Annotated in this window: 28 protein-coding genes; 12 read left to right on the plus strand and 16 right to left on the minus strand. The window is 71.4% G+C overall.

Annotated elements, in window-relative coordinates:
- On the minus strand, positions 1-155 hold a 155-nt coding region (locus ABIC61_RS16135), incomplete at its 3' end, for a thiamine pyrophosphate-binding protein (protein WP_354030769.1).
- Between the two features lie 90 nt (positions 156-245).
- Here ABIC61_RS16135 and ABIC61_RS16140 point away from each other — a divergent pair.
- Complete coding sequence (locus ABIC61_RS16140; protein WP_354030731.1) at positions 246-956, plus strand: phosphatase PAP2 family protein; 711 nt, start codon at positions 246-248, stop codon at positions 954-956.
- On the opposite strand, the gene ABIC61_RS16145 is transcribed toward ABIC61_RS16140, so the two are convergent.
- Positions 907-2,208: a multidrug effflux MFS transporter gene (locus tag ABIC61_RS16145; protein WP_354030732.1), complete on the minus strand. Its 1,302-nt coding sequence runs from the start codon at positions 2,206-2,208 to the stop codon at positions 907-909. The genes ABIC61_RS16140 and ABIC61_RS16145 overlap by 50 nt on opposite strands.
- A 45-nt stretch (positions 2,209-2,253) precedes the next feature.
- Here ABIC61_RS16145 and ABIC61_RS16150 point away from each other — a divergent pair, with 45 nt between their 5' ends.
- Entirely contained in the window at positions 2,254-2,700 is a 447-nt protein-coding gene (locus ABIC61_RS16150; RefSeq protein WP_354030733.1) for a MarR family winged helix-turn-helix transcriptional regulator, read from the plus strand.
- A gap of 44 nt (positions 2,701-2,744) precedes the next feature.
- On the opposite strand, the gene soxR is transcribed toward ABIC61_RS16150, so the two are convergent.
- Complete coding sequence (gene soxR / locus ABIC61_RS16155) at positions 2,745-3,233, minus strand: redox-sensitive transcriptional activator SoxR (protein ID WP_354030734.1); 489 nt, start codon at positions 3,231-3,233, stop codon at positions 2,745-2,747.
- Positions 3,234-3,269: 36 nt separating this feature from the next.
- A complete protein-coding gene (locus ABIC61_RS16160) occupies positions 3,270-4,298 on the minus strand; it encodes an aldo/keto reductase (RefSeq protein WP_354030735.1) in 1,029 nt (342 codons plus the stop codon).
- A gap of 187 nt (positions 4,299-4,485) precedes the next feature.
- Between ABIC61_RS16160 and ABIC61_RS16165 the strand changes: the two genes are divergently transcribed.
- Positions 4,486-5,727: an MFS transporter gene (locus tag ABIC61_RS16165; RefSeq protein ID WP_354030736.1), complete on the plus strand. Its 1,242-nt coding sequence runs from the start codon at positions 4,486-4,488 to the stop codon at positions 5,725-5,727.
- 27 nt (positions 5,728-5,754) lie between these two features.
- On the opposite strand, the gene ABIC61_RS16170 is transcribed toward ABIC61_RS16165, so the two are convergent.
- The 8 genes from ABIC61_RS16170 to ABIC61_RS16205 form a co-directional block, all read right to left on the minus strand.
- Positions 5,755-6,978 (minus strand): ATP-binding protein, encoded by a 1,224-nt coding sequence (locus tag ABIC61_RS16170; protein ID WP_354030737.1) that lies wholly within the window; start codon positions 6,976-6,978, stop codon positions 5,755-5,757.
- Positions 6,979-7,046: 68 nt separating this feature from the next.
- Positions 7,047-7,400, minus strand: a complete 354-nt coding sequence (gene mnhG, locus ABIC61_RS16175; protein ID WP_354030738.1) for a monovalent cation/H(+) antiporter subunit G — start codon at positions 7,398-7,400, stop codon at positions 7,047-7,049.
- Entirely contained in the window at positions 7,397-7,738 is a 342-nt protein-coding gene (locus ABIC61_RS16180; RefSeq protein ID WP_144756695.1) for an MrpF/PhaF family protein, read from the minus strand. Before ABIC61_RS16180 ends, mnhG begins: the two co-directional genes overlap by 4 nt.
- Positions 7,735-8,316 carry a Na+/H+ antiporter subunit E gene (locus ABIC61_RS16185; RefSeq protein ID WP_144756693.1) on the minus strand — a complete coding sequence of 194 codons (582 nt, stop codon included), beginning with the start codon at positions 8,314-8,316 and terminating at the stop codon, positions 7,735-7,737. The genes ABIC61_RS16180 and ABIC61_RS16185 overlap by 4 nt, the downstream gene beginning before the upstream one ends.
- Positions 8,313-10,013 carry a Na+/H+ antiporter subunit D gene (locus ABIC61_RS16190; RefSeq protein ID WP_354030739.1) on the minus strand — a complete coding sequence of 567 codons (1,701 nt, stop codon included), beginning with the start codon at positions 10,011-10,013 and terminating at the stop codon, positions 8,313-8,315. Before ABIC61_RS16190 ends, ABIC61_RS16185 begins: the two co-directional genes overlap by 4 nt.
- Entirely contained in the window at positions 10,010-10,420 is a 411-nt protein-coding gene (locus ABIC61_RS16195) for a Na(+)/H(+) antiporter subunit C (RefSeq protein WP_354030740.1), read from the minus strand. The genes ABIC61_RS16190 and ABIC61_RS16195 overlap by 4 nt, the downstream gene beginning before the upstream one ends.
- A complete protein-coding gene (locus tag ABIC61_RS16200) occupies positions 10,417-13,302 on the minus strand; it encodes a Na+/H+ antiporter subunit A (protein WP_354030741.1) in 2,886 nt (961 codons plus the stop codon). Before ABIC61_RS16200 ends, ABIC61_RS16195 begins: the two co-directional genes overlap by 4 nt.
- Before the next feature lie 109 nt (positions 13,303-13,411).
- The gene (locus ABIC61_RS16205; RefSeq protein WP_354030742.1) at positions 13,412-14,356 is read right to left on the minus strand and encodes a zinc-binding dehydrogenase; all 945 of its coding nucleotides are present in this window, start codon (positions 14,354-14,356) and stop codon (positions 13,412-13,414) included.
- A gap of 73 nt (positions 14,357-14,429) precedes the next feature.
- On the opposite strand from ABIC61_RS16205, the gene ABIC61_RS16210 reads away from it, so the two are divergent.
- Positions 14,430-14,846: a MarR family winged helix-turn-helix transcriptional regulator gene (locus ABIC61_RS16210; RefSeq protein WP_354030743.1), complete on the plus strand. Its 417-nt coding sequence runs from the start codon at positions 14,430-14,432 to the stop codon at positions 14,844-14,846.
- Positions 14,847-14,880: 34 nt separating this feature from the next.
- Here the strand turns inward: ABIC61_RS16210 and ABIC61_RS16215 are convergent, their stop codons facing one another.
- Positions 14,881-15,630 carry an SDR family NAD(P)-dependent oxidoreductase gene (locus tag ABIC61_RS16215; RefSeq protein ID WP_354030744.1) on the minus strand — a complete coding sequence of 250 codons (750 nt, stop codon included), beginning with the start codon at positions 15,628-15,630 and terminating at the stop codon, positions 14,881-14,883.
- 72 nt (positions 15,631-15,702) lie between these two features.
- Here ABIC61_RS16215 and ABIC61_RS16220 point away from each other — a divergent pair, with 72 nt between their 5' ends.
- Positions 15,703-16,425 (plus strand): SDR family oxidoreductase, encoded by a 723-nt coding sequence (locus tag ABIC61_RS16220; protein WP_354030745.1) that lies wholly within the window; start codon positions 15,703-15,705, stop codon positions 16,423-16,425.
- The gene (locus tag ABIC61_RS16225) at positions 16,422-17,081 is read left to right on the plus strand and encodes a FadR/GntR family transcriptional regulator (RefSeq protein WP_354030746.1); all 660 of its coding nucleotides are present in this window, start codon (positions 16,422-16,424) and stop codon (positions 17,079-17,081) included. The genes ABIC61_RS16220 and ABIC61_RS16225 overlap by 4 nt, the downstream gene beginning before the upstream one ends.
- A gap of 111 nt (positions 17,082-17,192) precedes the next feature.
- On the opposite strand, the gene ABIC61_RS16230 is transcribed toward ABIC61_RS16225, so the two are convergent.
- A complete protein-coding gene (locus tag ABIC61_RS16230; RefSeq protein WP_354030747.1) occupies positions 17,193-18,188 on the minus strand; it encodes a beta-1,6-N-acetylglucosaminyltransferase in 996 nt (331 codons plus the stop codon).
- Between the two features lie 156 nt (positions 18,189-18,344).
- Here ABIC61_RS16230 and ABIC61_RS16235 point away from each other — a divergent pair, with 156 nt between their 5' ends.
- The 5 genes from ABIC61_RS16235 to ABIC61_RS16255 all read left to right on the plus strand — a co-directional run bounded on the left by ABIC61_RS16235 (position 18,345) and on the right by ABIC61_RS16255 (position 22,718).
- Positions 18,345-19,004, plus strand: a complete 660-nt coding sequence (locus ABIC61_RS16235; protein WP_354030748.1) for a GntR family transcriptional regulator — start codon at positions 18,345-18,347, stop codon at positions 19,002-19,004.
- Positions 19,004-19,690 carry a GntR family transcriptional regulator gene (locus ABIC61_RS16240; RefSeq protein WP_354030749.1) on the plus strand — a complete coding sequence of 229 codons (687 nt, stop codon included), beginning with the start codon at positions 19,004-19,006 and terminating at the stop codon, positions 19,688-19,690. Before ABIC61_RS16235 ends, ABIC61_RS16240 begins: the two co-directional genes overlap by 1 nt.
- Positions 19,691-19,709: 19 nt before the next feature.
- Complete coding sequence (locus ABIC61_RS16245; RefSeq protein ID WP_354030750.1) at positions 19,710-20,600, plus strand: SMP-30/gluconolactonase/LRE family protein; 891 nt, start codon at positions 19,710-19,712, stop codon at positions 20,598-20,600.
- A 7-nt stretch (positions 20,601-20,607) separates the two neighbouring features.
- A complete protein-coding gene (gene rlmC, locus ABIC61_RS16250) occupies positions 20,608-21,759 on the plus strand; it encodes a 23S rRNA (uracil(747)-C(5))-methyltransferase RlmC (RefSeq protein WP_354030751.1) in 1,152 nt (383 codons plus the stop codon).
- 281 nt (positions 21,760-22,040) lie between these two features.
- The gene (locus tag ABIC61_RS16255; RefSeq protein WP_354030752.1) at positions 22,041-22,718 is read left to right on the plus strand and encodes a transglycosylase family protein; all 678 of its coding nucleotides are present in this window, start codon (positions 22,041-22,043) and stop codon (positions 22,716-22,718) included.
- 76 nt (positions 22,719-22,794) lie between these two features.
- Here ABIC61_RS16255 and ABIC61_RS16260 read toward each other — a convergent pair whose 3' ends face one another.
- A complete protein-coding gene (locus tag ABIC61_RS16260) occupies positions 22,795-23,862 on the minus strand; it encodes an LCP family protein (RefSeq protein ID WP_354030753.1) in 1,068 nt (355 codons plus the stop codon).
- 79 nt (positions 23,863-23,941) lie between these two features.
- Complete coding sequence (locus ABIC61_RS16265; protein ID WP_354030754.1) at positions 23,942-24,355, minus strand: MarR family winged helix-turn-helix transcriptional regulator; 414 nt, start codon at positions 24,353-24,355, stop codon at positions 23,942-23,944.
- 76 nt (positions 24,356-24,431) lie between these two features.
- Here ABIC61_RS16265 and ABIC61_RS16270 point away from each other — a divergent pair, with 76 nt between their 5' ends.
- Positions 24,432-26,540 carry an MMPL family transporter gene (locus ABIC61_RS16270; RefSeq protein ID WP_354030755.1) on the plus strand — a complete coding sequence of 703 codons (2,109 nt, stop codon included), beginning with the start codon at positions 24,432-24,434 and terminating at the stop codon, positions 26,538-26,540.
- Positions 26,541-26,550 lie beyond the last annotated feature (10 nt).

Below are 26,550 nucleotides of genomic sequence, written 5' to 3' on the forward strand. Positions count from 1 at the left end.
GCCGCTTCCTCGTGCCGGACGTGCTCCCAGCGGATCGTGCCGTCCTTGCGCAGGGCGTCGGTGAAGCCGTTGAGGGAGTCGCCGGGAAGGCCGTACACCCGTTCCACGTTGTTCTGACGAAGGGTGGCGACGATGTTCTCGGCAACGGTTGTCATGCCCTCCTGTCTACTCGGCGGAGGCTGCGCTGAGTGCTTTCAGAGGCTCGCCGGTGCCGCGGACGCAGCCGGTACTGGGACGATGGGCGGATGTCCGACGCAGCGCTCCGCCCCCGCCGACGAGTGTCCGACGTGAACGGCATCCTCGACCGGAGCCCGTACCCGCTCGCGTCGGTCGCCATCGCCGTCGTCGCGGTCATCGTCATCACGCTCGTCGGGTTCACCCTCGGCACCGTCGACATCGGCCTGTCGAAGGCGCTGAACGGCCTGCACACCGGGTTCATCGGCGCGTTCACCACGGCGGTCTACCACGTGATCAGCCCCGGCCCGGCGATCGGCATCACCGTCGTCGTGGTGGCGGTGATCTGGTGGCGTACCAGGGACCTCCGTCCGGCGCTGGCCTTCGGCGGCACGATCGCGATCACCTGGGTGCCGTCGGCGGTCGTGAAGGAGATCGTGCACCGTGCGCGCCCCGACGTCGCCGTGCTGCCGCACCCGTTCCCGGTGCAGCCGGACCCCGGCTACCCGAGCGGGCACACGGTCTACATCACGGCGTTCGTGATCGCACTGATCTGGCTCCTCCGCGACACCCGGTGGCACCGGCTGGCGCTGACACTCGGGATCGTCGCGATCGTCATCGTGTTCTTCTCGGTGTCGATCGACGCCGTGCACTACCCGACGGACGCCCTCGCCTCGATCGTGTGGGCGCTCGCCGTGGCCCCGGGCGTGCGGGTCGTGTGGGTGGACTGGCTCATGCCGAAGGTCCCGTTCCTGCGGCCGCGGGAGTCCCGGACGCGCTGACCGGGCCACGGCCACGGCTGCTGCCTCGGCCTCTGGCCAGCACGAGGGCGACCACGGCGACCACGGCGGACGCGAGCATCACGATCGCGAGCGGCGCCGCCGTGCCCTCGCCACCGATGCTGACGAGCGGTGACACCAGCGCGGCGAGCCCGAACTGCAGTGCACCGAGCACGGCCGAGGCGCTCCCTGCAGCGGACGGCACCGCGCCGAGCGCCAGCGCGGTCGCGTTCCCGAGCACGAGTCCGAGCGACCCCACCGCCGTGAACAGCGGGACGGCCAGCCAGAAGACCGGCGCGCCGGTGACGACGAGCACCGCGAACGCGACCGTGGACGCGAGCACGAGGGCGATCCCGACGGTGAGCACACCGGTGACGGAGCGGGTCGCGGTGAGCTTCGCGGACAGGATGCTGATCCCCATCAACGCGAGGGCGTTCAGTCCGAACGCCAGCCCGTAGCCGACCGTGCCGAGCCCGAGCATGTCCTGGTACAGGAAGGGGGACGCCGAGATGTACGCCATCATCACCGCGAACGCGAAGCCGAACACCGCCGTGTAGCCGAGGAACGTCCGGGACCGCAGGGCGCGGAGCGGGGACCCCGACCCCTGGCGCTCGGCACGCAGAGCGTCGCGGTGCGAGCGGAGGTGGGTCTCGCGCACGACCGCGAGCACCGCCACGAGCATGAGGACGGACAGCCCGAGCACGATCGTGAGCAGGCCGCGCCAGCCGATCGGGCCGGTGAGGAGCCCGCCGAGCAGCGGGGCGACCACGGGGGCGACGCCGCCGACGATCATCATGAGCGAGAACGCGCGGGCCGCGGGCTTGCCGGTCGCGAGGTCGGAGATGACCGCGCGGCCGATCACCATGCCGGCCGCTCCGCCGAGGCCCTGCAGCAGTCGGGCGACGACGAGCACGCCGACGTTCGGCGCGAGCACGGCCGCGGCGCTCGCGAGCACGCAGAGCGCTGCCCCGGCGAGGAGCGGCGGGACCCGGCCGAACCGGTCGGAGAGCGGCCCGAAGACGAGCTGCCCCGCGGTGACGCCGACCAGGAACGCGGTGAGGGTGAGCTGCACGGTCGTCGCGGAGGCCTGCAGCTCACCGGTCATCTGCGGGAACGCCGGCAGGTAGAGGTCGGTCGCGAAGGGCGCGACGGCGCTGAGCAGGCCGAGTACGAGCAGGAGCCCCGTGGTGATGCCCTGCTGGCGGGTCGTGGGCGGCGCGGTGTGCGCGCGGATGGAGCCGGTGTCGGTCGTCATGATTATGAAATCATAACTCATTGTCCGCGCCGGTACAGTGACCGCATGGAACCCGCGGTGCCCGACGACCTCCTCGCCGAGCTCGCCGACGTCGTCCTCCGCATCTCGCGCGAGATCGACCCGCACGGTGCGCGGTCGCTCGACATCGTGCCGCTCACCGGCACCGAGGCGCTCGTGATGCGCTGGGTCGACCGGAACCCGGGGTCGACGCCGAGCGCGGTGGCCGAGGCGACGGCGCTCAAGCGCAGCAACCTCAGCGTCGCGCTCGGGTCCCTCGTCGCGAAGGGGATGGTCGAGCGTCGACCCGATCCCGAGGATGCCCGGACCGTGCAGCTGTTCTCGACCGAGCTCGCCGCGCAGAGCATCGCACGGCTGCACGCGCACTGGGCGACCGTGCTCCGCACGGCGCTCGCCGGGGACGAGCGGGACGTCGCTTCGACCTTCGCGCTCCTGACGCGGGTCGACGACGGATTGCGCGACGCAACCCGCTGACGGACGGGAGGCGCGGTGCGGCGCCGCCACGCGCCTCCAGGCCGTCAGCTGGTCGCGTCCGGCGCCTCGTCCTCGATCGGCAGCAACCGGCGGGCCCCGCGCCCCTCGGCGCCGAGCTGGTCCCCGGGGTTCATGACCAGGCACGCGTTCAACGAGACGCACCCGCAGCCGATGCACTGCGTCATCTCCTGCTGCAGGCGCTCGAGCTCGAGCTGCCGCGCGCGGAGCCTGGCGCGCCACCGCTCGTTCAGCCGGTTCCAGTCGCGGAGGGACGGCATGCGGTCGGAGGGGAGCGTCGCGAACTGCTCGGCGACCTCGCTCAACGGGATGCCGAGCCGCTTGGCGACCTGGATGATCGCGATGCGCCGCTCGACGTGCCGCGGGTACAGCCGTGTGCCGCCGGCCGTGCGCTCGGGGTGGATGAGGCCCTTGCGCTCGTAGAAGTGCAGCGCCGACGCGGCGACCCCGGTCCGTTCGACGACCTCGCCTATCGTGAGCAGGTCCGTCGGCTTCGGCTGCGGGATCTCCACCATGGTCGAGATCCTAGGGCGGCGTGCTTCGTCGCGGGGTCAGCGGGCGAGGACGCGTCCGCGCAACCGCTCGCGAGTGAGCCCGGGCAACGCGACGCCCGTGTCGCCCTCGAGCACGTGGGTCCCGGGCGGCACGATCACGTCGATCGCGTCCAGCAGGCCGTCGTCGAGCGCGACCTCGGACGCCTGCGCGTAGGCGTCCACGTGCGAGACCGTGCGCGGACCGATCACCACCGAGGACACGTCCGGGTGCGTCAGCGTGAAGCCGACCGCGAGTTCGAGCAGCGTCAGCCCGGACTCGTCCGCGAGCCGCCCCAGCCGGTCGGCGACGTCGAGCTTCCGGCGGTTCGTCGGAGCGCCGATGTCGTAGGTGTGCGGCTCCTCGACCACCCGGGGCGACCGGGGTTGAACGGTCCCGTTCCGGTACGCGCCGGCGAGCCACCCACCGGCGAGCGGGGCCGCGGCGAGCACACCGAGGCCGAACCGGCGGGCGATGGGGAACGTCGTGCGCTCCGCCGTCCGCGTGAGGATCGAGTACGGGGCGTGCGTCGCGGTGACGCTCTTGCCGCCGGACCGGAGCCACTGCGCCTCGACGAGCTCCTCGGCGGGGAAGCCCGGGATCCCGAAGGCACGGATCTTGCCCTGCGACACCAGGTCCGCCAGGGCGTCGAGCGTCTCGTCGAGCGACGTCGCCGGGTCCGGGTGCGCGGGTTGGTACAGGTCGATCACGTCCGTGCCGAGCCGGGTCAGGCTGCGTTCGACCGCGCGGAACATCCAGCGGCGGCCGTTGCCGTGGTGCGAGGGGTCCCGGTCGACCGGGTCGCCGAACCGGACGGACAGGAAGACGTCGTCCCGCCGGTCACCGAGTGCCGCTCCCACGACGCTCTCGGCGAGCCCGGCTCCGTCCGCGTCGGACACGTCCACCGAGGTGACGCCGCGGGCGAGTGTCTCGTGGACCAACCGCACGGCGTCGTCGGCATCCCGTTCCGCGACGGGGACCAGGGCCCTGCTCCCGAGGGTCAGCGCGCTCACGGGAGCGCCCGTCCGCCCCATGCGTCGCTGTTCCATGCGCGCCACGATATGAGGACCGTTCGCCCCGTGGGCCCCGGGTGACGAACCGTTACCGCTGGTACCCTGGGCGGGCTCCACCTACACGCAGTGTGTATCTACCGGCCGTCGGCACCCCCGGCGGACAACGGCGGCACCCGATGGGTCCGCCCCCGCAGCACCGGGACGGGCCGAGAAGGCACACCCCATGCTCCAGACCAGTTCTGCTCCGCCTGCCTCCGCGGCGGACGACCGCTCGCTCATCTCCCATGCCGGGCGGTGGTACTTCCCGGTCGCGTTCATCGCCCGGCTCCCGTTCGCCATGATGGTCGTCGGGGTGCTGACGCTCGTCGTCTCCGCTCGCGACTCGGTCGCCCTCGGCGGCATCAACTCTGCTTCCGTCGGCATCGGCGCGGCGGTGTTCGGCCCGATGGTCGGCGCAGCAGCCGACCGGTTCGGCCAGCGCACCGTGCTCGTCCCCGTCGGCCTGGTGAACGCCGTGCTGCTCGGGGTGTTCCCCTTCGTCGTGACCGGCACCGCGCCCGACCTCGCGGTGCTCGCGATGGCGTTCTGCATCGGCGCGTCCGCACCGCAGGTCGCTCCGATGTCCCGCACGCGGCTCGTCGCGATCATCGGGCAGCGCATGGCCCCTGGTCGGCGCGGCAAGGTCCTCAGCGGCACGATGGCGTACGAGTCGGCCGCCGACGAGACCGTCTTCATCATCGGGCCGTTCCTGGTCGGGCTCCTGGCGAGTGCGATCGCCCCGTGGGTCGCCGTCGCCGGAGCCTCGGCGCTGACGTTCGTGTTCGTCACCGCGTTCGCGCTGCACCCGACCGGCAAGCTCGTGCTCGGCCACCACGAAGAACTCGTGCAGGCGCCCGCCCGTGAACTCCTCCGCCCCCGGCTCGTGGTCGTGGTGATCGGGATCCTCGGCGTCGGCATGTTCTTCGGGTCGACGCTGACCTCGTTGACGGCCTTCATGGAGGCCCACGGCGAGCCGTCGCAGGCTGGACTCCTCTACGGTCTGATGGGCATCGGGTCGGCCGGACTCGCGCTCGGTTCGGCAGCCTTCCCGAGCCGGTTCGCCCTCGGCTGGCGGTGGCTGGTGTTCGGCATCGTCCTGCTCGGCGGGGCGATCGCGTTCTCGCAGGCCGGGTCCGTGCTCGCCGTCGGCATCGTCCTCGCCGTGATGGGCGTCGGCATCGGCCCGACCCTGGTCGCGCAGTACAGCCTCGGCTCGGACCGCTCGCCCGTCGGGCGCTCCGCCACCACCATGACGATCCTCGGGTCCGCCGTGATCGTCGGGCAGTCGCTCACGGCGGCGATCGCCGGTGACGTCGCGGAGCAGCACGGCGCCGCGGCGGCGATGCTGCTGCCCGCCGCGTCCGCGGCGATCGTGGTGCTCGCCGCGGTGGTCAACCTGCTGCTGCCGCGTCGCGGCGCGGCGTGACCAGCTGACGGCGAACTCCTCCGACCGTCAGCCGTCGTTGCGCCGCCGCCGTGGCCGGACCTCCGGGATCACCAGCTGCGGCACCGCGCGCAGCATGAACTGGTCGAAGTCAGGCACGGTGAACGCGGCGTACCCGTGTTCCGGCGTGAAGAGCAGCCCCATGTCGATGAGCTCGGCACGGGTCGGCCCGAGCTGTGTCGACTCGCGGTGGAGGACACGGGCAACGTCGGCTGCCTTCTGTGGAGCCGGCCCCAACTCCGCCATCGCTCGGAGATAGGCCGTCTGGAGCACGGTCGCTCGGTCGAGCCGCACACGGAAGAACGATCGGTCGAGCTCCGTGAGGTACCCATCTCGGGCAGCGTCCACGTCGTCGGCCGTGATCTCCGGACCCGCGGCGATCTCCCATGCTTGGTAGCCGAGCTCCTGGATGAAGTACGGGTACCCCTTCGTGATCTCGAGCGCGAGGCCGACCGCCGCTTCTGAGAACGTCGCGCCTTCGATCTCGGCAGGTCGGGTGAGGGCCTCGCGGGCGTCCTGATCGTCGAGCGATCCGATCTCGGGGAACCGGAAGAGTCGCTCTGCGTAGGACTTCGCGTCGCCGGCGAGTTCGGCGATCTGCGGGAGACCGGCGCCGACGAAGGTGATGGGCAGCCTTCGCTGCACGGTCTTGTGCAGTGCCTGGATCAGCGCCTCGAGCTGTGCGGATCGGAGAAACTGGACCTCGTCGACGAGTATCGCGACGCCACGCCCCTGCTCCTGGGCGGCTTGTCCGACGGCGACGAAGACGTCCGTGAGGTCCATCGCCAGGTCACCGTGATCCGCGAGCCCCTCGGCCGGCTCGACGTCCCATGACATCGACCACGTGCCGTCCGAGGTCATCGAGAGGCCGAACGACGTGAGGACTGCGGCCGCTCGGCTGGCACGCTCGCCCCAGCGCTTGCGTGGCGACATCTGGAGGAGAGCGGATCGCAGCAGTGACGCCATCGTCTGCCGGAACTGGCCGTCGTCGTGCTTGGTCGCTTCGAGCTCCACGACCTCCCAACGAGCCGCCCGGGCCCGGTCGGCGAACTCGTTCAGCAGCACTGTCTTTCCGACACCACGCAGCCCCGTCATGATCAACGACTGCTCGGTGCGGCCACGGAGGAGGCGCTGGAGGAGGACCTCGAACGCGCGGGTGTGTTCGACTCGACCGGCGACGATCTCGGGCGTCGCGCCCGCGTTCGGCGTGAAAGGGTTCCTGACGCTGTCCACGCCGCCAAGTTACAAGGTTTAGAGCGCTTTATCGCTCTTTCATAAAGCTGGATAAGGAATGTAAACCCTCACTCCGTGTCGTCGACGAGCAGGTCCTGGTGCCGGTAGTCGTTCGACCGCAGGCCCGCGCGGGCGATCATGTGCGTCGACACCGGTACGAGGAACAACTGGAACACCATGATCGGCAGGACCACCCACAGCGCCGTCCACGTCCACACGGCGACGACGATCGCCGCCAGCGCGAACGCCAGCCCGAGGACCTGCGGCTTCGCCATGGCGTGCAGCCGGACGAGCGGGTCGGGGAACCGCACGATCCCGACGCCCGCGCCGAGGGACAGCAGTGCTCCGACGAGGAGGAGGCCGATCGCGATCCAGGCGCGGACCCCCGCGCCGTCGATGAAGCCCTGGATGACGTCGATCACGAGCGATCCCCTTCCGTGGCCTGTTCAGGCGTGGTGACGGTGAGCCCCTCGTCGGACGGATCTGACGACGGCGTGACTGCCCGGGCCACGGCGATCGTCGCGAACACACTCGTCGCGGCGATGACCACCAGGACGGGCACCCCCGTGAGGTCCCGCCGCACGACCATCGCGGCACCGATGACGATGAGCGCGGTGGTCAGGACCATGTCCGACCCGATCATGCGGTCGAGGATGGTGGGGCCCCGCACGATCCGGAAGACCGCCAGCGCGAGGGTGGCGCCGAGGAGCGCGAGGACGAGGGCGATCCCGATCCCCATGACGACGACGGCGGCGCTCATCGGGTGACCTCCGGCAGTGGCTCGGACAGTTCGGACAGGTCCTGCTTCGACCCGAGGGCGCGGATGACCATGGCCTCGATCCCGAGGGCCTCGCGCCGTGCCGCGTCGACCTGTTCGATGCGTTCGGTGTCGAGCACGTGCAGCAGCAGCCGTCGACGACGCAGGTCCACGTCCGCGACGTACGACCCCGGCACGAGCGAGATCGCGAGCGTCGCCAGCGTGAAGGTCATCTCGGACGTGGTGTGCAACTGCAGCAGCGTGATCGAGCTGCGCCGGACGCCGCGCGGACGGAGAGCCACCCAGGCGACCCGGAACGACGCGAGCACGACGAGCCCCGACCACACCACCAGGAACCACAGGAAGTGCACGATCGAGAACCGGGGCGACAGCGGCACGGGTGGGAGCGGGAGCGCCTGCGTCACGAGCAGGGCCACGACGATGCCGCACAGCAGCGTCAGTGGTGTCCACGAACCCCAGAGCAGTGCCCAGAGGACGGTGAGCCCGGCGACGAGCGGGACGTCGTAGCGCCAGGCGACGGCGATCCGGCGGGCGTTGGTGATGCGGCGGGTGTCACTCATCGCTCACCTCCGAGGACCGCCTGCACGTACCGGTCGGGCGACTCGAGCGACTCGGCCGCGCGGGTCGCGTAGCCGTAGAGCGGGCCGGCGACGACCGTCAGGGCGACCGACCCGAGGACTGCGACCGCGGTCACGCCGACGAGCATGCGCGGCAGCTTCACGCGGGCGGGTGCCTCACCGACGCCGTCCTGCGTGGCCGTCGGCGCGGTCTCCGGACTGGAGGCGCGACTCGCGTGCGGTGCGTCGGTGACGGTTGTCGTACCTCCAGGGTGGAACGCCTTGCCCGTGTCCTCGGACACGGTCAGCGGGGCGGGCTCCGGGGACCGCAGGTGCGCGTGCGGCTCGGCCACGCTCGCGTGCGGCGCCGCGGCCTCGGCCGCCGGCCGCGGCCGCCAGAAGGCGGCGTCCCAGACGCGCATGAGCGCGTAGAGGGTGAGGAGGCTCGTCACGACGCCGGCGGCGATGGTCGCGTACGCCAGGGGCGAGCCGTCGATCGCCGCGGCGCGGAACAGCCCGAGCTTCCCGATGAACCCGGAGAACGGCGGGATGCCGCCGAGGTTGAACGCGGGGACGAGGTACAGCGCCGCCAGGAGCGGAGAGGCCTTGAGCAGCCCGCCGAGGGACCGCGTCGAGGTGGTCCCGCCGACCCGTTCCATCAACCCCGAGACCAGGAAGAGCGTGGTCTGCACGACGATGTGGTGCACCGTGTAGAACACCGCCGCGGCCGTGCCCACGACCGAGCCGAGGCCGATGCCCATCACCATGAACCCGATGTGGCTGATGAGCGTGAAGGACAGCAGCCGTTTCACGTCGGTCTGCGACACCGCGCCGAGCACGCCGACCACCATCGTCAGGATCGCCACGATCAGCAGCACCGTGTTGAGCTGTGGCCTCGGGAAGATGATCGTCTCGAGCCGGATGATCGCGTAGATGCCGACCTTCGTCAGCAGGCCCGCGAAGACGGCCGTCACCGGGGCCGGAGCCGTCGGGTACGAGTCGGGCAGCCAGAACGCCAGTGGGAACACCGCCGCCTTGATGCCGAAGCCGATGAGCAGCATCGTGTGGATCAGCAGCTGCACGTGCTCGGGCAGGACCGCCATCCGCTCGCTGATCTGCGCGATGTTCACGGTGCCGGTCGCGCCGTAGACGAGGCCGATCGCCGCGAGGAAGATCGCCGACGCGATGAGGCTCGTCACGATGTACGTCGTCCCGGCCCGGACACGCTGCTCGCTGCCGCCCAGGGTGATGAGCACGTAGCTCGCCACCAGGAGCATCTCGAACGCCACGTACAGGTTGAACAGGTCCCCGGCGATGAAGGAGTCGAGCACGCCCGCGGCCAGCACGAGGTACGTCGGGTAGAAGATGGTGACCGGTGCCTCGCCGTCGTCCGCGGCGAGCCCCTGCCCGATCGAGAACAACAGGACGACGAGGAGCACGCTCGCGCTCACGGTGAGGAGCAGTGCGCTCAGCCGGTCGACCACGAGCGAGATGCCGTACGGGGCCTCCCACCCGCCGACCTGCACGACGATGGTGCCGTGCTGGTCCACGAGCACCATGAGCGTCGCGGCGACCGCCAGCGCGACCACGAGCACCACGACGGTGATCGCCCGCTGGAGCTTCTGGTGGTTGAGGAGTCCGAGCGCGACCGCGGCACCGAGCAGCGGGACGAGGACGAGGAGCGGGACGAGCCAGGTCATCGGGTCGCCTCCTGTTCTGCGTCGGTGGTGGTCTCGGGGTCCTCGTCGGCCGGTTCGTCCCGCTCGCGGCCGATCGCGACGTCGGCCTCGTCGACCTCGACCTCGTCGGCGCGGGACAGCTTCCAGGAGCGGTGGATGAGGGCGAGGAGGAACGCGCTGACCGCGAAGGTGATCACGATCGCGGTGAGTGCGAAGGCCTGCGGCAGCGGGTCGGCGATGCCCTCGGACGACTTGCCGATCGGCGGGTCCCCGGCGGCACCGGACATCACGAGGAGCAGCAGGTTGAGCGCGTTGCCGAGCAGCAGGAAGCCGAGCAGCATCCGTGTCAGCGACCGTTCGAGCAGCAGGTAGACCCCGCAGGAAAACAGCACCGCCATCGCGATGACGAGCACGAGGGTGACGGTCACGTGGCGCTCCCTTCCGGGGTGGGGATCTCGGTCATGTCCTGCACGGGCGTCGAGGCGTCGGCCAAGCGCTGCCGGTCGACCTCGGCGCCGAGGCTGCGGAGGACGTCGAGCACGAGGCCGACGACGACGAGGTACACGCCGATGTCGAAGAACGTCGCGGTGACGAACTCCACGTGCCCGAGCACGGGGACGGTCGCCTCGAAGAACTCCGAGTACAGCGCCTCCTTGCCGAAGAACATCGGCACGAGCGCGGTGATCGCGGCCGTGGCGACACCGAGCCCGAGCAGCCGGCCGGCGCGCACCGGAGCCGCGGCGCCGAGTTCGGCCGGACCACCGGCGAGGTACCGGGCCGCGAGCGCGATGCCCGCGACGAGGCCGCCAGCGAAGCCGCCGCCCGCCGCGTTGTGCCCGGCGAACAGCAGGTACACAGACAACACGATCAAGCCGTGGAACAGCAGCCGGACGACGACGTCGAGGAGGGCCGAGCGTCCGGTCGGGATCGCGGCGCTCGTCGGCAGCCAGGCGCGGGGCTCGCCGTCGGGACGGTGCTTGTCGGCAGTCACCGTCGAGGGGAGGTCGCGGAGCCGGGGGAGCGTGTCCTCCCGCGAGTTCACGAAGATCAGGCTCGCGACACCGGTGGCCGCGGCGACCACGACCGTCAGTTCGCCGAGGGTGTCCCAGCCGCGGAGGTCCACCAGCGCCACGTTCACCACGTTCAGGCCGTGGCCGAACGAGCTCGTCAGCGCCGGCAGGTCGGGCCAGAGCGGCTCGGCGGTGCGGGCCGACGCGGCGACGACCACCACGATCGCGAGCGTCACGCCCGCGACTGCGGCGAACAGTGCCCGGACGATCCGGAAGCGGGACGGGTTCGTCGTCGCGATCCGCGGGGGGAGCCGGCGGAGGACGAGCACGAACGCGATGAGCGTCACCGTCTCGACCACCATCTGCGTCAGGGCGAGGTCGACCGCGCCGTGCAGGACGAACAGCACGGACATGCCGTACCCGGTCACCCCGACGAGCACCGCCGCCGCGAACCGGGTCTTCGCGGTGAGCACGGCGATCGCGGCGACCGACATCACGATGACCACGGGGATCTGACCCCACGAGTCGGCGAACCGGACGTGGAACGCCCACGGGCCGCCGATCACCAGGTTGACGAGGGCGCCGGCGACGAACACCGACAGGATCACCGTCAGGTAGTAGGGGAGCGAACCGCGCTGGACCCCGGCGGTGAGGGCGGTCGCCCCGCGGTCGAGTCCGCGCATGACGTGCCGGTAGATGCTCGACGCGCTCGGGAACCCCGCCAGGCGGTGCTGCAGCGCCTCGACCGGGCGGCGCAGGGCGAACAGCGCGAGACCGCCGACGAGCGTGATCGCGGACAGGCCGAGCGCCGGCTCGAGACCGTGCCAGAGCGCGAGGTGCGGAACCTCGCCGGGGAGTGCGGCGGCGCGCGCCGCGGGCTCGAGGCCGTGCGCCACGAACGGGGTCGCGATCCCCAGGGCGAGACCGGTGAGCGCGAGGACCGACGGGACGACACCGAGCCCGTGCAGCGCGTGCGGCTCCGTGTCGGGGACGCCGGGCTTCCGGGCGAACGCGCCCCAGAGGAACCGGAGCGAGTAGGCCACGGTCAGCACCGAGCCGATCGTCACGCCGACGAGCGCGAACCAGGCCCAGCCGGCATCGGGACCGTGCAGCGACTCGATGAACCCGGTGAGGACGGCCTCCTTCGCGACGAACCCGATCGTCGGCGGGATGCCGGCCATGGACAGCAGCGCGAGCACCGCCACCACCGCGAGCCACGGGAGCTTCCGACCGAGGCCGCTCAGCTTCGCGAGGTCGCGGGTGCCGGTGACGTGGTCGATCGCGCCGACGACGAGGAACAGGGTCGACTTGAACGCCGCGTGCGCCACGAGGAGGGCGACCCCGCCGAGTGCGACCGCGGGGGCTCCCCACCCGGCCGCGAGCACGAGGAACCCGAGCTGCGCGACCGTGCCGTAGGCGAGCAGGAGCTTGACGTCCGTCTGTCGGAGCGCCCGGTACCCGCCGATGAGCATGCCGGCGACTCCGAGCAGCGTGATGGTCTCCCGCCACCCCTCGAGCAGCGCGAACGCGGGGGCGAGGCGGGCGACGAGGTAGATGCCTGCCTTCACCATCGCCGCGGCGTGCAGGTACGCGCTGACCGGGGTGGGCGCGGCCATCGCGGCCGGGAGCCAGAAGTGGAACGGGACGATCGCGGACTTCGTCAGGGCACCGAGCAGCACGAGGACCACGGAGACGGAGACGATCGTGCCGGACGGCGGATCGGCGATGATCCCGGAGAGCGAGGTCGTGCCCGCCGTGACCGACAGCATCACCAGTCCGGCCAGCATCGCGAGCCCACCGGCCGTGGTGACGACGAGGGCCTGCATCGCCGCCGCACGGCTGGCGCGCTTCACCGAGTCGTGGCCGATGAGCAGGTAGGAGAAGACCGTGGTGGCTTCCCACAGGACGAACAGGACGATGACGTCGTCAGCGACCACCAGGCCGTACATCGACCCGGCGAAGGCGGTGAGGACGCCGGCGAACCGTCCGAGTCCGGGTTCGTCGCGGCCGAAGTACGACGCGCAGTAGACGAGCACGAGGGCGCCGACCACCGACACCACGAGGGCGAGCACCCACGACAGGGCGTCCATCCGCAGGGCGATCGCGAGGTCGAGTTGCGGGATCCACCCGAACCGCTCGGTGACGCCGCCGTCCAACGCGGTCCGGGTCTGGGCCACGGTGAGGACCGCGGCCGCTGCCGGTGCGAGGGCCGCCACGTAGAAGACGCGGCGGCCGAGGACGGGGGTCAGGGCGGGGACGATCAGGGCGACGACCGCGAACGCGACGAGGACGGTGACCATCGGGCACCTCCTCGGGGTCGGGCTGCAGTCCGGCTCACTGGGCCCTCACAGCTTACGAAGCGGCCGATGTGGAGAACCTGAGTAGGCGGACAGGGAGCCCGCGCGGGGGTCAGGCTGTCAACACCACTCTGCCCGCGCCCGCGGCGCCCTGTCCGGCCCAGGCCGCCTCGACCTCCGCGAACCGCACGCCCGTCGCATCGACACGGATCGTGCCGTCCGCGATCGCCGCGACGATCCCGGGCAGCTCCGCGACGAACGCGGCACGACCGACCGAGCCCTGGCCGCTCCCGACGATGGTGAGGCCGGACGCACGGAGCGCGGCGGACGGGATCCGTGCCTCCTGGCCGGCCGTCGACCCGATCGCGACCCAGTCGAGGCGACGACCACGGTCCGAGCGGGCCGTGACGAGTGCTCGCATGACGTCCGCTGCGGGCTGCCCCCAGACGTAGTCGACGACGACGTCCACGTCGGCGGCAGCGGCGGCGACGCCCTCCACGTCGTCGAGCGGGACGACCACGTCGGCGCCGAGCTCGCGGAGCGCGGCGAGCCGGGCTTCGTCACGGCCGCTCGCGACCACGTGCGATGCGCCGAGGTGCTTCGCGACCTGCACCGCGGCGGTGCCGGACGCCCCGGTCGCGCCGAGGACGAGCACGCGACTGCCGGGCTCGAACGCGATCCGCCGGCGGAGGGCGACCCACGACGACATCACCGGGTTGGCACCACCGGCGATCGTGACCGGGTCGGCGCCGTCGGGCAGGGCGACGCTCGCGCGCGGGTCGACGGCGACGCGTTCGGCCATCGAGCCGCGGGTGTCGCTGGCGACGGCGAAGTAGCGGAGGGAGCCGTCCGGGAAGCGCCCGACGCCGTCGACGCCGGGGACCAGGGGGAGCGCGCCCTCGCTCGTGTAGTGGGATCCGTCGGCCTGCGAGCGGACGCGCGGGTGGAGTCCGGCGGCGACGACCTCGACGACGACCTCGCCGTCCGCCGGGGTGGGCTCCGCGAACTCCTGCCAGGTGGGGGCGTGGCCGAAGGTGGTGACGACTGCTGCGTGCATGGTGTCCTCCTTATGATTCGTGTTACGAAACAAATTAGTTCGCAACACGAAATGAGTCAAGTAGGCTGGGAAGATGCAGGAGATGACCGAGGACGAGCTGCTCGTCGACGCACTGGGCGAGACCGCGTTCCGGACCATGGGGGCGTTGACCGGGATCGCCGCGGACGCCGGGGTCTCCCTGACGCAGCTCCGGGTGCTCGCGATCCTGCGCGATCGTCGGCTGCGGATCGGCGACCTGGCGGACTACCTCGGGCTCGAACGGTCGACGATGACCGGACTGGTGGCTCGCGCGTCCGCCAAGGGACTGCTGGCTCGGGAGCCGAACGCCGAGGACGCCCGCGCGGTGGACGTCGTGATCACCGAGGCCGGCCTCGAGGTCGCGCGGTCGCTCGAGGCGGCGATGCGCGATGCGCTGCTGCCCCTGATGACCCGGTTGGCCATCGACGACCGACGCGCGCTGCGCGACCTGCTCGAACGCATGCTGCGCTGAGCGCGCCCGCGCCCGCGCCCGCGCCCCGCCATCGTCAGCGCCCGTGCGCCCGGGACGGGATCTGCGTCGCGAGCTTGCCGCCGGACACGTCGAGCAGTGTCCCGGTGATGTAGCCCGCCGCGTCGCTCGCCACGAACACGAGCAGGTCCGCGACGTCGTCCGGGGTCTCCCACCGCCGGAGTGACAGGGTGTCGAGCAGTCGGTCCTGCGCCTCGGTCGGCATCGTCGCGAAGCCGTTCATCGCCGTCGGCACCATGCCCGGCGCGTACGCGTTCACGGTGATGTCCCACGGCCCGAGCTCCGACGCGAGCACCCGGGTGAACGCCACGACGGCCGACTTCGAGGCCGCGTAGGCGGCGCTGCCGACGCTCGGCACGATCGCCGCGAAGGACGCCGCGTTGATGATCCGGCCCCGCCCCGCCGCCTGCATCACTGGGGCGACGGCCTGGCTCATCAGGAACGTCCCGCCGAGGTTGACGTCCATGCAGCGGCGCCAGGCGTCCCACTCCAGCTCGGCGACCGTGCCCTCGACGTTGATGCCCGCGTTGTTCACGAGGACGTCGATCGTGCCGTGTCGTTCGACGACGGTGTCCACGGCGGCGCGGACGGATGCGGGATCGGCGACGTTGCAGACCACGTGCTCGAGCGGGAAGTCCTGTTCGAACGCGAGGTCCAGGGCGACGACGCGCGCTCCCTCGTCGGCGAAGCGGGAGGCGATGCGGTGCCCGATGCCGCGCGCGGCCCCGGTCACGATGACGACACGGTCGGTCAGGTCGAGGTGCATCGGGCGCTCCTGTTCGTCGGGCAGGCCGTGACCTCGCGTCGTCGGCGACTGCAATAGGCATACTATTCCAGCATGACGGAGCAGCGAGTCCTGTGGATCACCGGCGGCGGCAGCGGCATGGGCGCCGCGAGTGCCCGGGCGGCCGCGGCCGACGGCTGGACCGTGGTGGTCAGCGGTCGACGACACGAGGCGCTCGACGAGGTCGTCGGGGCGGTCCGCGCCGACGGCGGCTCGGCCTGGGCGCTGCCGCTCGACGTCTCCGACGACGACGCCGTGCGCGCCGCCCGGGACGCGGTGCTCGCCGAGCACGGGCGGCTCGACGGGCTCGTGCTCGCCGCCGGGCTGAACACCCCGCGGCGTCGGTGGGACGACCAGTCGGTGCCCGACTTCCGGGCCATCGTGGACACGAACCTCACGGCCGTCGTCACCGTCGTCGACGCGGCGCTCCCCGCGCTGCGCATGTCCGGCGGGGTGGTCGTCGTGGTGTCCTCGTACGCCGGGTGGTCGTTCCAGCCGGGCGCCGGGGTCGCCTACTCGTCGAGCAAGACGGCGCTCGGTTCCGTCGTCCGCACCCTCAACCAGCAGGAGGCGCCGCACGGGGTCCGCGCCACGCACCTCTGTCCTGGTGACGTCGCGACCGACTTCCTCGACCAGCGGCCCTCGGTACCGGACGTCGCCGCGCGCGCCGTCATGCTCCAGCCGTCGGACATCGCCCGCACCGTCGCGTTCGTGCTGGGGTCGCCCGCGCACGTGCGCATCGACGAACTCGTCGTGAGCCCGGTGTCGCAGCGGTGACCAGCACGTTCGACCGGGTGCTCGACGAGCTCGGGACCGCGGTCGTCGTCGGCACGCTGCCGCCGGGACGCACGGACAGCATCGACGGGTTCGTCACGCGTACCGGTGCCAGCCGGAGCATCGTGCGCGAGGCCGTCAGGGTCCTCGTCGGCCTCGGTCTGCTCAGCGCCGGACGCCGTGTCGGCCTGCGCGTGCTGCCGGCGTCCGAGTGGGACGTGCTCGACCCGCGGGTGATCGGGTGGCGCCTCGGCGGTCCGGACCGGCAGGACGCGCTCGCCGAGTTGCGCGCGCTCCGGCGCGCGGTCGAGCCGGTCGCGGCGGCAGCAGCCGCGGAGCGTGCGTCGGACGCATCCTGCGCCGTCGGACTGGAGCCGCTGCTCGCGGCCGCCGACCGCCTTGCCTCCGCCGCCAGCGTGCGTGACGCAGCCACGTTCCTCCAGGCCGATCGCGACCTGCACCGGCTGGTGCTGGAGCTGTCGGGGAACGCGATGTACCGGCGACTGCACCGGGTGGTCGTGCGCGCGCTCGACGAACGGCTCGGGATCGGGCCGGATGACCACGACGTGGGCCTCCACGTCGTGGTCGCTCGCGCTGTGGTCGCCGGAGACGCCGATGGCGCGGAGCAGGCGATGCGGGAGATCGTCGACCGCGGCTGAGCGGGTCCGGTCCCAGGAGCCGGCGAGGGAGTCGGTCGGCGCCGCACCGGTCGGTGGCGCACACCGCGCTCGTCGGCGGGCCGTTCGGCGCGTTCGCGCTCCCCGCGCTGATCAGCAGGCGTGCGTCGGGTGACCGGCCTCCGTGGTCGTGTGTGATTGAACGCCTCCGTTCTCCGCGAGGAAGTGGTCCATGATCGGGTGCCGAACGGGGTCGGGGATCGGCAGTGGCCAGAGGTGCTGATGGATCTCCGAGATCAGGGCCTCGCTGGTCGCGTCGGTGAACTTCCGCGCGAAGTAGTCTGCGGAGGCGCCGTAGCGTTCGTCTGCGCGGCCCGGCGTCGCTGCAGCGAGCCGCTGCACGTGCCCGCTGGTCAGTGCGTTCGGCCAGGGCCCGGTCGGTGACTCGAAGTCGGCGTACATCCCCGCCGGTGCCGTGTCGGCGAGGAACTCCGTCGCGCCGAGGAGCGTGTGGAGGTAGTGCTCGTCGGCACAGCTGGTCCGTTCGCAGAGTCTCCGGAACGACTTCCGGGCGCCGACCTGCTCGAGGAGCGCGTCGACCGCATCCGCGGTCAGCGTGAACCAGTTGCTGCCGCACAACGGCGACAGGTCTCCCAATGCGCGCCGGTACGGGAGTCGGACCGTGCGGTGGATCACCCTGAGAACGAGTGACAGCAGCTTGCGGTGCCGCGGATCGTGCTCGATCCACAGTCCCGAGAGCCTCGACTCCGGCTTCCCCATCTCGGGCGCCGGGAACGGCAGGACGCTGAGGAGCTGCCGTCCCGGATGGGCGTCGACCATGGCTCGGAGCGCCCTGGGAGGACGGAGCGGGTAGCTGTCCCCGCTGATGAACCAGTAGTGCGACGCATCGGGGTGCCGTCGACGTGCTTCTGCGAGCAGGATCAGGGTCGCGCGTACCTGACTGAACCCTCGCCAGGAGACCCTGATGCGTTCCTCGGTGAAGCTCGCGTTGGGCACCGTCGCGAACGCTGACTGATCTGCCTTGGCGTCGACGTGCGTCAGGACGACGTCACCATCGGCCGTGAGCGTCCTGATCAGACGCTCGTGGTGATCCGGCTGGTGGTGCGCTTGCACGAGGTAACAGATCATAGATGTATCATATTCCATTTTGCGTGGTTTTCCACCGGATGTCCTCGTGGTGGCGACACACTCGTGGCGACGATGTCCGAACGGTCGATGCGGGAGTCGACACGCGGTGCTCTCGCCGCGGTATCTGATATCCGATGAGGGCTCTACGCTGTGTGCATGCCGATCCCGAAGCCGACCCGTCCCGCGAAGCGACTCCTGCTCCGTGACGTCGTGTTCGCGAAACTGCGCGACGCGATCGTGAGCGGGGAGCTGCAGCCGGGCGAGACGATCAGCGAGTCCGAGGTCGAGTCGTGGGCCAACGCGTCCCGGACCCCGGTGCGCGAGGCGATCGACCGGCTGGCCGCCGTGGGGCTCGTCGACGTGCTGCCGCAACGCGGGACGCTCGTCGCCGAGCTCGACCCCCAGCGGGCGTCCTCGTCGTTCTCCCTGCTCGGGGAGCTCCTCGCCGTCTCCTCGCGGATCGTGGTCCCGGTGGCGACGGCCACGCAGCGCGACGCGGTGGCACGCCGCACGCGGTCGGTGCGGTCGGCAGCCCAGCTGGTCGCGACGGACGGCGTCTTCGACGTGCTCGTCGGGGTCATCGGCAACCCGCGACTCCGTCAGGCGTGGGACGAACTCGTCCCGCACGTGCTCCGGACCTGGACGATCGCACCCGAACACGCGCCGACGCTCGACGAGCTCGACCTCGACGGATTCGCCGCAGCGGTCACGGACGGTGACGGCGACCGCACGGAAGTCGTCCTCCGCCGCTGGTTCGACGCGCACGACGCCCACCCGCGAACCGTGCTCGACGCACCTGCCCAGGAGACGATCTGATGCCCCTCCCCGGGAGCGCCGCGCAGCCCGCCGGCCGTACCTTCCTTCGTGACCGCGCGTACGACGCCCTGTTCCAGGCGATCCAGACGAGTCAGCTCGTCCCGGGTGAGGTGCTGCGCGACGACGAGCTGATGGAGTGGCTCGGCATGTCCCGCACGCCGATCCGGCACGCGTTGATCCGTCTCGCCGAGTCCGGCCTGATCGAGATGTCAGCCGGTCGGCAGACCACCGTCGCCGAACTCGCGCCGGAGCGGACGAACCGTGCCCTGTTCGTGTCCGGGATCTGCAACGAGTACGCCGTCGTCCGGCTGATCGGATCGGACGCCCCGGGCGTCGCCGACGAGCTCGCGACCCAGCGAGCCGAGGTCGCGGCGGTCGTCCAGGCCGGGGACGGGCCGCGGATCGCCCGCGGCATCGGTGCGTTCTTCGTCGTCCTCACGAACCGGATCGGGAACCCGGAACTCGAACGACAGGTGCGCCGGATCGACGCCGAGCTCGCACGCTTCCTCGCCCCGGGCGACTCGACGACGGCCATCGACACCGAATGGCTCCGCCGCGGTGTCGAGTCCGTGCACGACGCTTTCGTCGCCGATGACCCCGACGCTGCGCGGGCGGCGCTGCGAGAGCTCTACGCGCCGACGCACCGCGACTTCCTCGAGCGCTTCCGGGAGCCCGAGATCGACTGAACCGGCATACGCTGGCGCCGTGCATGACGACGTGCCCGACGGGCTGACCGACATCGTTCCCGACCCCACCGCGCTCGAACGGATCGCCACGGGCAGCACCTGGGCCGAGGGGCCGTGCTGGATCCCCGCGACCAGGACCCTCAGGTGGTCCGACATCCCGGGCGACCGCATCCTGCAGTGGCACGCCGACACCGGGGCGGTCGACGCCTACGCCGAGGGGGTCGAGTTCACGAACGGTCGCACCCTCGACCGGGACGGCAGTGTGGTGCAGTGCTCGCACGGTCTCCGGCGGGTCGAGCGGGACCGGGAGGGCACCGTCACCCCGATCGTCGACTCGTGGAACGGCGTCCGGCTGAACTCCCCGAACGACGTCGTCGTGGCCCGGGACGGCAGCGTCTGGTTCACCGACCCCGCGTACGGCATCACGCAGCCGCGCGAGGGGCACCCCGGCGAGCGGGAGTACGGCGACCACTGGGTGTTCCGCTGCGGCGCCGCCGGCGAGGACCTCCGTCCGGTGGCGGTCGACCTCGACGAGCCGAACGGCTTGGCGTTCGACCCGACGGAACGGGTCCTGTACATCGCGAGTTCGTCGTCCGACGAGCCGGTCATCCGTGTCTACGACCGCGACGGCGCCCGGCTGAAGAACGGTCGCGTGTTCGCCCGTCTCGAGCCCGGCGAGGGTGCTCCGGACGGCATCCGCGTCGACGTGCACGGCAACGTGTGGTCGTCGTCGCACCGGGGCATGGTGGTGTTCGACCCGTCCGGGCGACGGCTCGGGCAGATCGACGTTCCGGAGACGGTGGCGAACCTCTGCTTCGGCGGAGACGACGGCACGACCCTGTTCCTCGCGGCCACGACCTCGATCTACCGGATCGCGACGACGACGAGGGACGCGGCTGCCGTATCCTGACTCGGCCATGCAGTGCGACTACTTCGACCGCGGGGTGTGCCGATCGTGCACGCTCATGGGGCAGCCGTACGCCGAGCAGGTCCTGGACAAGGAACTCCGCACGCGCGAGCTCCTGCACGACGCGGTGGAGGCGTCGGGTGGCCCGGGCAGCGTCGAGTGGCTCCCGGCCATCACGAGCCCCGAGGCGGCGTACCGCAACAAGGCGAAGATGGTCGTCGGCGGGACGGTCCAGCAGCCGACGGTGGGGATCCTCGACCACCGGCAGCGCGGGGTCGACCTGCGGCACTGCGGGATCTGCACCCCGGGCATCCAGCAGGCGCTGCCCGTCCTGGCCGACTTCATCGGCGACGCCGGCCTCATCCCGTACGACGTCGCCGCACGCCGGGGTGAGCTGAAGTACGTGCTCGTGACCGAGTCGCCCGACGGGGAGCTCATGGTCCGGTTCGTCCTGCGCTCGGAGGGGCAGCTCCCACGGCTCCGGCAGCAGCTCGGGGCACTGCAGCGCGTGTTGCCGAACGCGGTCGTCGTCACCGCGAACCTGCTGCCCGAGCACAAGGCAGTGACCGAAGGCGAGCGCGAGGTCGTGCTCACCGACCAGGAGACCCTGTCGATGCGGCTCGGCGACGTCACGATGCACCTGCGCCCGCAGAGCTTCTTCCAGACCAACACGACCGTGGCGACACAGCTGTACGCGCAGGCGTCGACGTGGATCGACGAGGTGTCGCCCGCCTCGATGTGGGACCTGTACTGCGGCGTCGGCGGGTTCACCTTGCACGCCGCGCGTCCGGGGCGCTCGGTGACGGGGATCGAGACCAGCCGTGAGGCGATCCGGTCCGCGAAGCAGTCCGCGCGCGAGGCCGGGCTCGAGGGGGTCCGGTTCGCCGCCGACGACGCGACCGAGCACGCGCTCCGATCCCGTCCTGAGGCGCTCCCGGAGCTCGTCGTGGTGAACCCGCCGCGGCGCGGGATCGGCGAGACGCTGTCGACGTGGCTCGAGGAGTCCGACGTCCAGCACGTTGTCTACTCCAGCTGCAACCCGGTGACGTTGGCGAAGGACCTCGCGCGCATGCCGTCGCTGCGCCTGCGGCGCGCGCGTGTGCTCGACATGTTCCCGCAGACGGGGCACCTGGAAGCGGTCACGCTGCTGTCCCGGAGGTGACCAGGACGACGGACGGGAGGCGCGGATCACCGCCGCCACGTTCCTCCAGGCCGTCATTGCCAGGGAACTGCCAAGGTGGCGTACCCGGGTACGCCGCGATCGCCGCGCACGCGGCGATCGACGCGTACAGGTTCACCGCCGGGGTACATAGCATCGATGGGTAGAACCGTTGGTCTCGGTTTGATAACAGTCAAGAGTTTCCTATGGTGGCCGACCGAGGCGCCCCCGGCACGAGACCCCCACCCTCGGTGGCGCTCCCGCAACTGCTTGGAGTATCAACCATGAAGAAGCTTTCCCGTACCCGCACCATCGTCGGTGGCCTGGCCTTCGCCGGCATCGCCGCAACCGGTGTCGGCCTCGCGGCAGCACCCGCGAACGCAGCATCCGGCTCGACCTGGGACGCCCTCGCGCAGTGCGAGTCCGGCGGCAACTGGGCGATCAACACCGGCAACGGCTACTACGGCGGCCTGCAGTTCACCCTCGGCACCTGGCAGGCGAACGGCGGCGCGGGCAACCCGGCCTCCGCGAGCCGTGGCGCCCAGATCGCCGTCGCCGAGCGCGTCCTCGCCTCGCAGGGCTGGGGCGCCTGGCCTGCCTGCTCCGCGAAGCTCGGGCTGAGCGGCACCACCGGTGCAGCTCCGCAGGCCGCGGCTCCGGCACCCGCCGCTCCGGCGCCTGCCGCCCCGCAGCAGCAGGCCGCGCCGCAGCAGGCGGCACCGAGCACGCCGGCCGCACCCAGCACCACGCAGGCAGCGCCGAAGCCGGCCGCTCCGAGCAAGCCCGCGCCCGTCAAGACGAGCGGCAAGACGTACACGATCGCCTCGGGCGAGACGCTCGACAGCATCGCGACGAAGCTGAAGATCGACGGCGGCTGGAACAAGCTGTGGGCCGCGAACACGTCGACCATCGACGACGCGAACCTCATCTACGCCGGCCAGGAGCTCCAGCTCCCCGCCTGATCGCTCCGGCGATCCGTGCAGCAACGCCCCGCGACCTCGGTCGCGGGGCGTTGTCGTCGTACGGGCTGCCGGGGCTCTACTGCGGGTTGTCCAGCAGCCACTCCGGCAGATCGTCGGACCGGAGCGCCTGTGACAGCGACTGCACCGCGAGGGTGTTCACGTTGACGATGGACTGGCCGTCCGGGGACGTCCCCGTGCCCGCGGTGGGCATCGTGAACGTGCTGAGGTCGGACGGGCGGACGTCGCGCAACGACCATCCGAGGCCGACGAGTGTCTGGAAGGTCAGGCCCTCGTCGACGGACAGGTACTTGCTCGTCACCGTCACGAAGTCCTGGATGCGACCGGGATTCGTGACCGTGCCCTTCGAGAGGACGCCGTCGAGGATGCCGCGCATGAACGCCTGCTGGTTCTGCACACGCGTGTAGTCGGCGTCGGCGAAGGAGTAGCGCTCGCGGACGAACGCCAGGGCGGCATCGCCGTCGAGGCGGTTCGCGCCGGCCGCGTACGTGTGTCCCCGGGCCTCGAACGCCTTGGGCGAGTCCACCGTGACGCCACCGAGGGCGTCCGTCATGTCCTTGAAGCCCTCGAAGTCGATCTCGGCGACGTGGTCGATCCGGACGTCGAGGAGCCGCTCGACGGTCTGCACCGTCAGCGGGACGCCGCCCCACGCGTACGCGGCGTTCATCTTGGCCATGCCGTGACCGGGGACGTCGACCCACGAGTCACGCATGATCGACATGAGGTACACGCCCGTCCGGTCGGCCGGGACGTGCGCGAGCATCAGGGCGTCGGAGCGGCCGCCGATGTCGAGCTTCTGGTGGTCGCCGTCGGGGTTGTAGTTCGAGCGTGAGTCCGAGCCGATGAGCAGGATGTTCTGCGCGCCCGCTGACGGTGCGGGGCGGGAACCGGTCGGGAACGGGTCCGCGAGGACGTCCTTACCGGCGTCGTAGCTGCGGGCGAGACCGCCGACGAAGACGCTCGCGACGACGGCGACCACCGCGGCGATGCCGACGAGCGAGCCGAGCGTGGCGACGAGTGCGACGAGGAACGGCCGCTTGCGCTTCCGCTTCGGTGCGTCGATCGGTGCGGCTGCGGCGGCTTCCGCTGCATCGGCGGCCTGACGGGCGGCGCGGCGCTCGGACATCGGGGCTCCTGGCGGGTCGGGTCGGTCCTGCTGCCGACACGGCCAGTCTACCGCATGATGTATATCAAACTCTATGTGATCAGTTCGAGTTGCTGTCCCCGCGCGCGAGCAGGGCGGTCAGTGCCTCGCGCAGCGCCGGGTCGTCCGGCAGGACGTCGCGCTCGATGTGCCGGGCCGTCTCCCAGGCCTCGCGACCGTGGTCCGTCACGGTGACGATCCGACGGCGGCGGTCGGCGGGGTGCGGGGAGCGCTCGACCAGGCCGTCCCGTTCCATGCGCTCGAGCGTCCGTGACATCGTCTGCGGCTGCACGCGGGCGGTGCGGGCGAGGGTGTCGGCGCCGGTCGGGCCCGTGCGGATGAGGATGTCGATCGCGATGAGCGCCGCGTGGGGGAGCCCGATGGCCCGGAGTCGCTCGTCCCAGTCCCGTTCGACCGCCCGTGCCGCTGCCGACAGGAGACGGCCGAGTGGCCATCCGTCGGGGGTCTCGCGCATGGATGGAGTCTACGGGCGGGGTTCCTGCGGTTCGTCTAGTAATCAGCATGCTGACTAATGGAGTACGCTCACGGTCGTGTCCCGCTTCCTCCGCATCGTCCTCCCCGCGCTCGTCATCGTGGCCTGGCTCGCGATCGCCTCCGTCGGCGGTCCCTACTTCGGGAAGATCTCCGAGGTCTCGACGAACGACCAGACCTCGTTCCTCCCCGCCTCGGCGGACGCCACCAAGGTGCAGGAGCGCGCGTCGGAGTTCCGGCAGGCATCCGGAGCGCCCGCGATCATCGTGCTGGAGCGCGACGGCGGGCTGACTGCGTCGGACCAGCGGGCCGCTGGCACGTTGGCGGCGGACCTCGGGAAGCGCGACGACGTGCAGGGGGTCAGCCCGGCGATCCCGAGCGAGGACGGTGACGCGGTCGAGATCGTCGCCACGCTGACGCAGGACGCGGACACCGGCGACGCGGTCGAGGCGATCCGCGCCGACGTCGACGACGCCCTGCCGTCCGGCGTACAGGGGTACGTCACGGGCCCGGCCGGCTTCACCGCCGACCTGACCGAGGCGTTCGCGGGCATCGACGGCATCCTGCTCGGGGTGGCGCTCGCCGCGGTCTTCGTGATCCTCATCATCGTCTACCGATCACCGCTGCTGCCGATCCTCGTGCTCGGCACCGCGACCTTCGCCCTGTGCGCCTCGATCCTCGTCGTGTGGTGGCTCGCCAAGGCCGACATCGTGACCGTGAACGGCCAGGTGCAGGGCATCCTGTCGATCCTCGTCATCGGCGCTGCGACCGACTACGCGCTCCTCTACACGGCACGGTTCCGGGAAGCGCTCCGCGACCACCGCGCCGGGTGGGGTGCGACGAAGGCGGCCCTGCGCGGGAGTCTCGAACCCATCCTCGCCTCGGGCGGCACGGTGATCGTCGGCGTCCTCTGCCTGCTGCTCTCCGACCTCAACTCGAACAAGGCGCTCGGTCCGGTCGCGGCGATCGGCATCGCGTTCAGCCTGCTGGCCGCCCTCAGCCTGCTGCCCGCACTCCTGCTGGCCTTCCGACGCGCGGCGTTCTGGCCGCTCCGCCCGGCGTACGGCAGCGCGCACCCCGTCCTCACCGGCCCCGATGCCCGTGGACTCTGGGCGCGGGTGGGCCGGCTCGTGGCCCGGCGTTCCCGGGTCGTCTGGATCGTGTGCACGGTCGGGCTGCTCGCGATGGGCACCGGTCTCGTCGGGCTCAAGGCCGACGGCGTGCCGCAGAGCGACCTCGTCATCGGGAGTTCGCAGGCCCGCGACGGTCAGGACGTGCTGGCCGACCACTTCCCGGGCGGCTCGGGCAGCCCGGCGCAGGTCATCGGCTCGGCGGCGAAGGTCGACGAGCTCGCCGACGCCATCACCTCGGTCGACGGTGTGGACAGCGTCGTGGCGGCGGCGAAGGACGCCCCGTCAGGAACCGTGGCCGTCGACCAGGCAAGCGGTACGACCCCGACCGTCTCCCGCGGCGACGTCCTGCTCGAGGCCACCCTGTCCGACCCGGCGGACTCCGACGCCGCCGAGCAGACCGTCCGCGACCTCCGCACTGCGGTCGAGCGGGTGGACCCGGACGCGATCGTCGGCGGTGCCACCGCCACGGCCGTCGACACGAACGACACCGGCATCCGCGACCGCACGCTCATCATCCCCGTGGTGCTCGCCGTCATCCTGCTCATCCTGATGCTGCTGCTCAGGAGCATCGTCGCGCCGCTCGTCCTGATCGGCAGCGTCATCGTGTCGTTCGCCGCGGCGCTCGGGGTGGGTGCCCTCGTGTTCGACCACGTGTTCCACTTCCCCGGGGCGGACCCGTCCGTGCCGCTCTACTCGTTCGTCTTCCTGGTGGCGCTGGGGGTGGACTACAACATCTTCCTCATGACCCGTGTCCGCGAGGAAGCCCTCCGGCACGGTCCGCACGAGGGCGTCCTCCGCGGGCTCGGCGTCACCGGTGGGGTGATCACCTCGGCGGGGGTCGTCCTCGCGGCGACGTTCGCGGCCCTCGGGGTCATCCCGATCCTCTTCCTGGTGCAGATCGCGTTCGTCGTGGCGTTCGGCGTGCTGCTCGACACGATCGTCGTCCGGTCCCTGCTCGTCCCCGCCCTGGCGTACGACCTGGGGCGGCGCACGTGGTGGCCGTCGCGCCTGTCGCGCGCAGACCATCACATGTGACACGCTGGGC

This window comes from Curtobacterium sp. 1544 (assembly GCF_040544915.1).
Classification (GTDB): Bacteria; Actinomycetota; Actinomycetes; order Actinomycetales; family Microbacteriaceae; genus Curtobacterium; species Curtobacterium pusillum_C.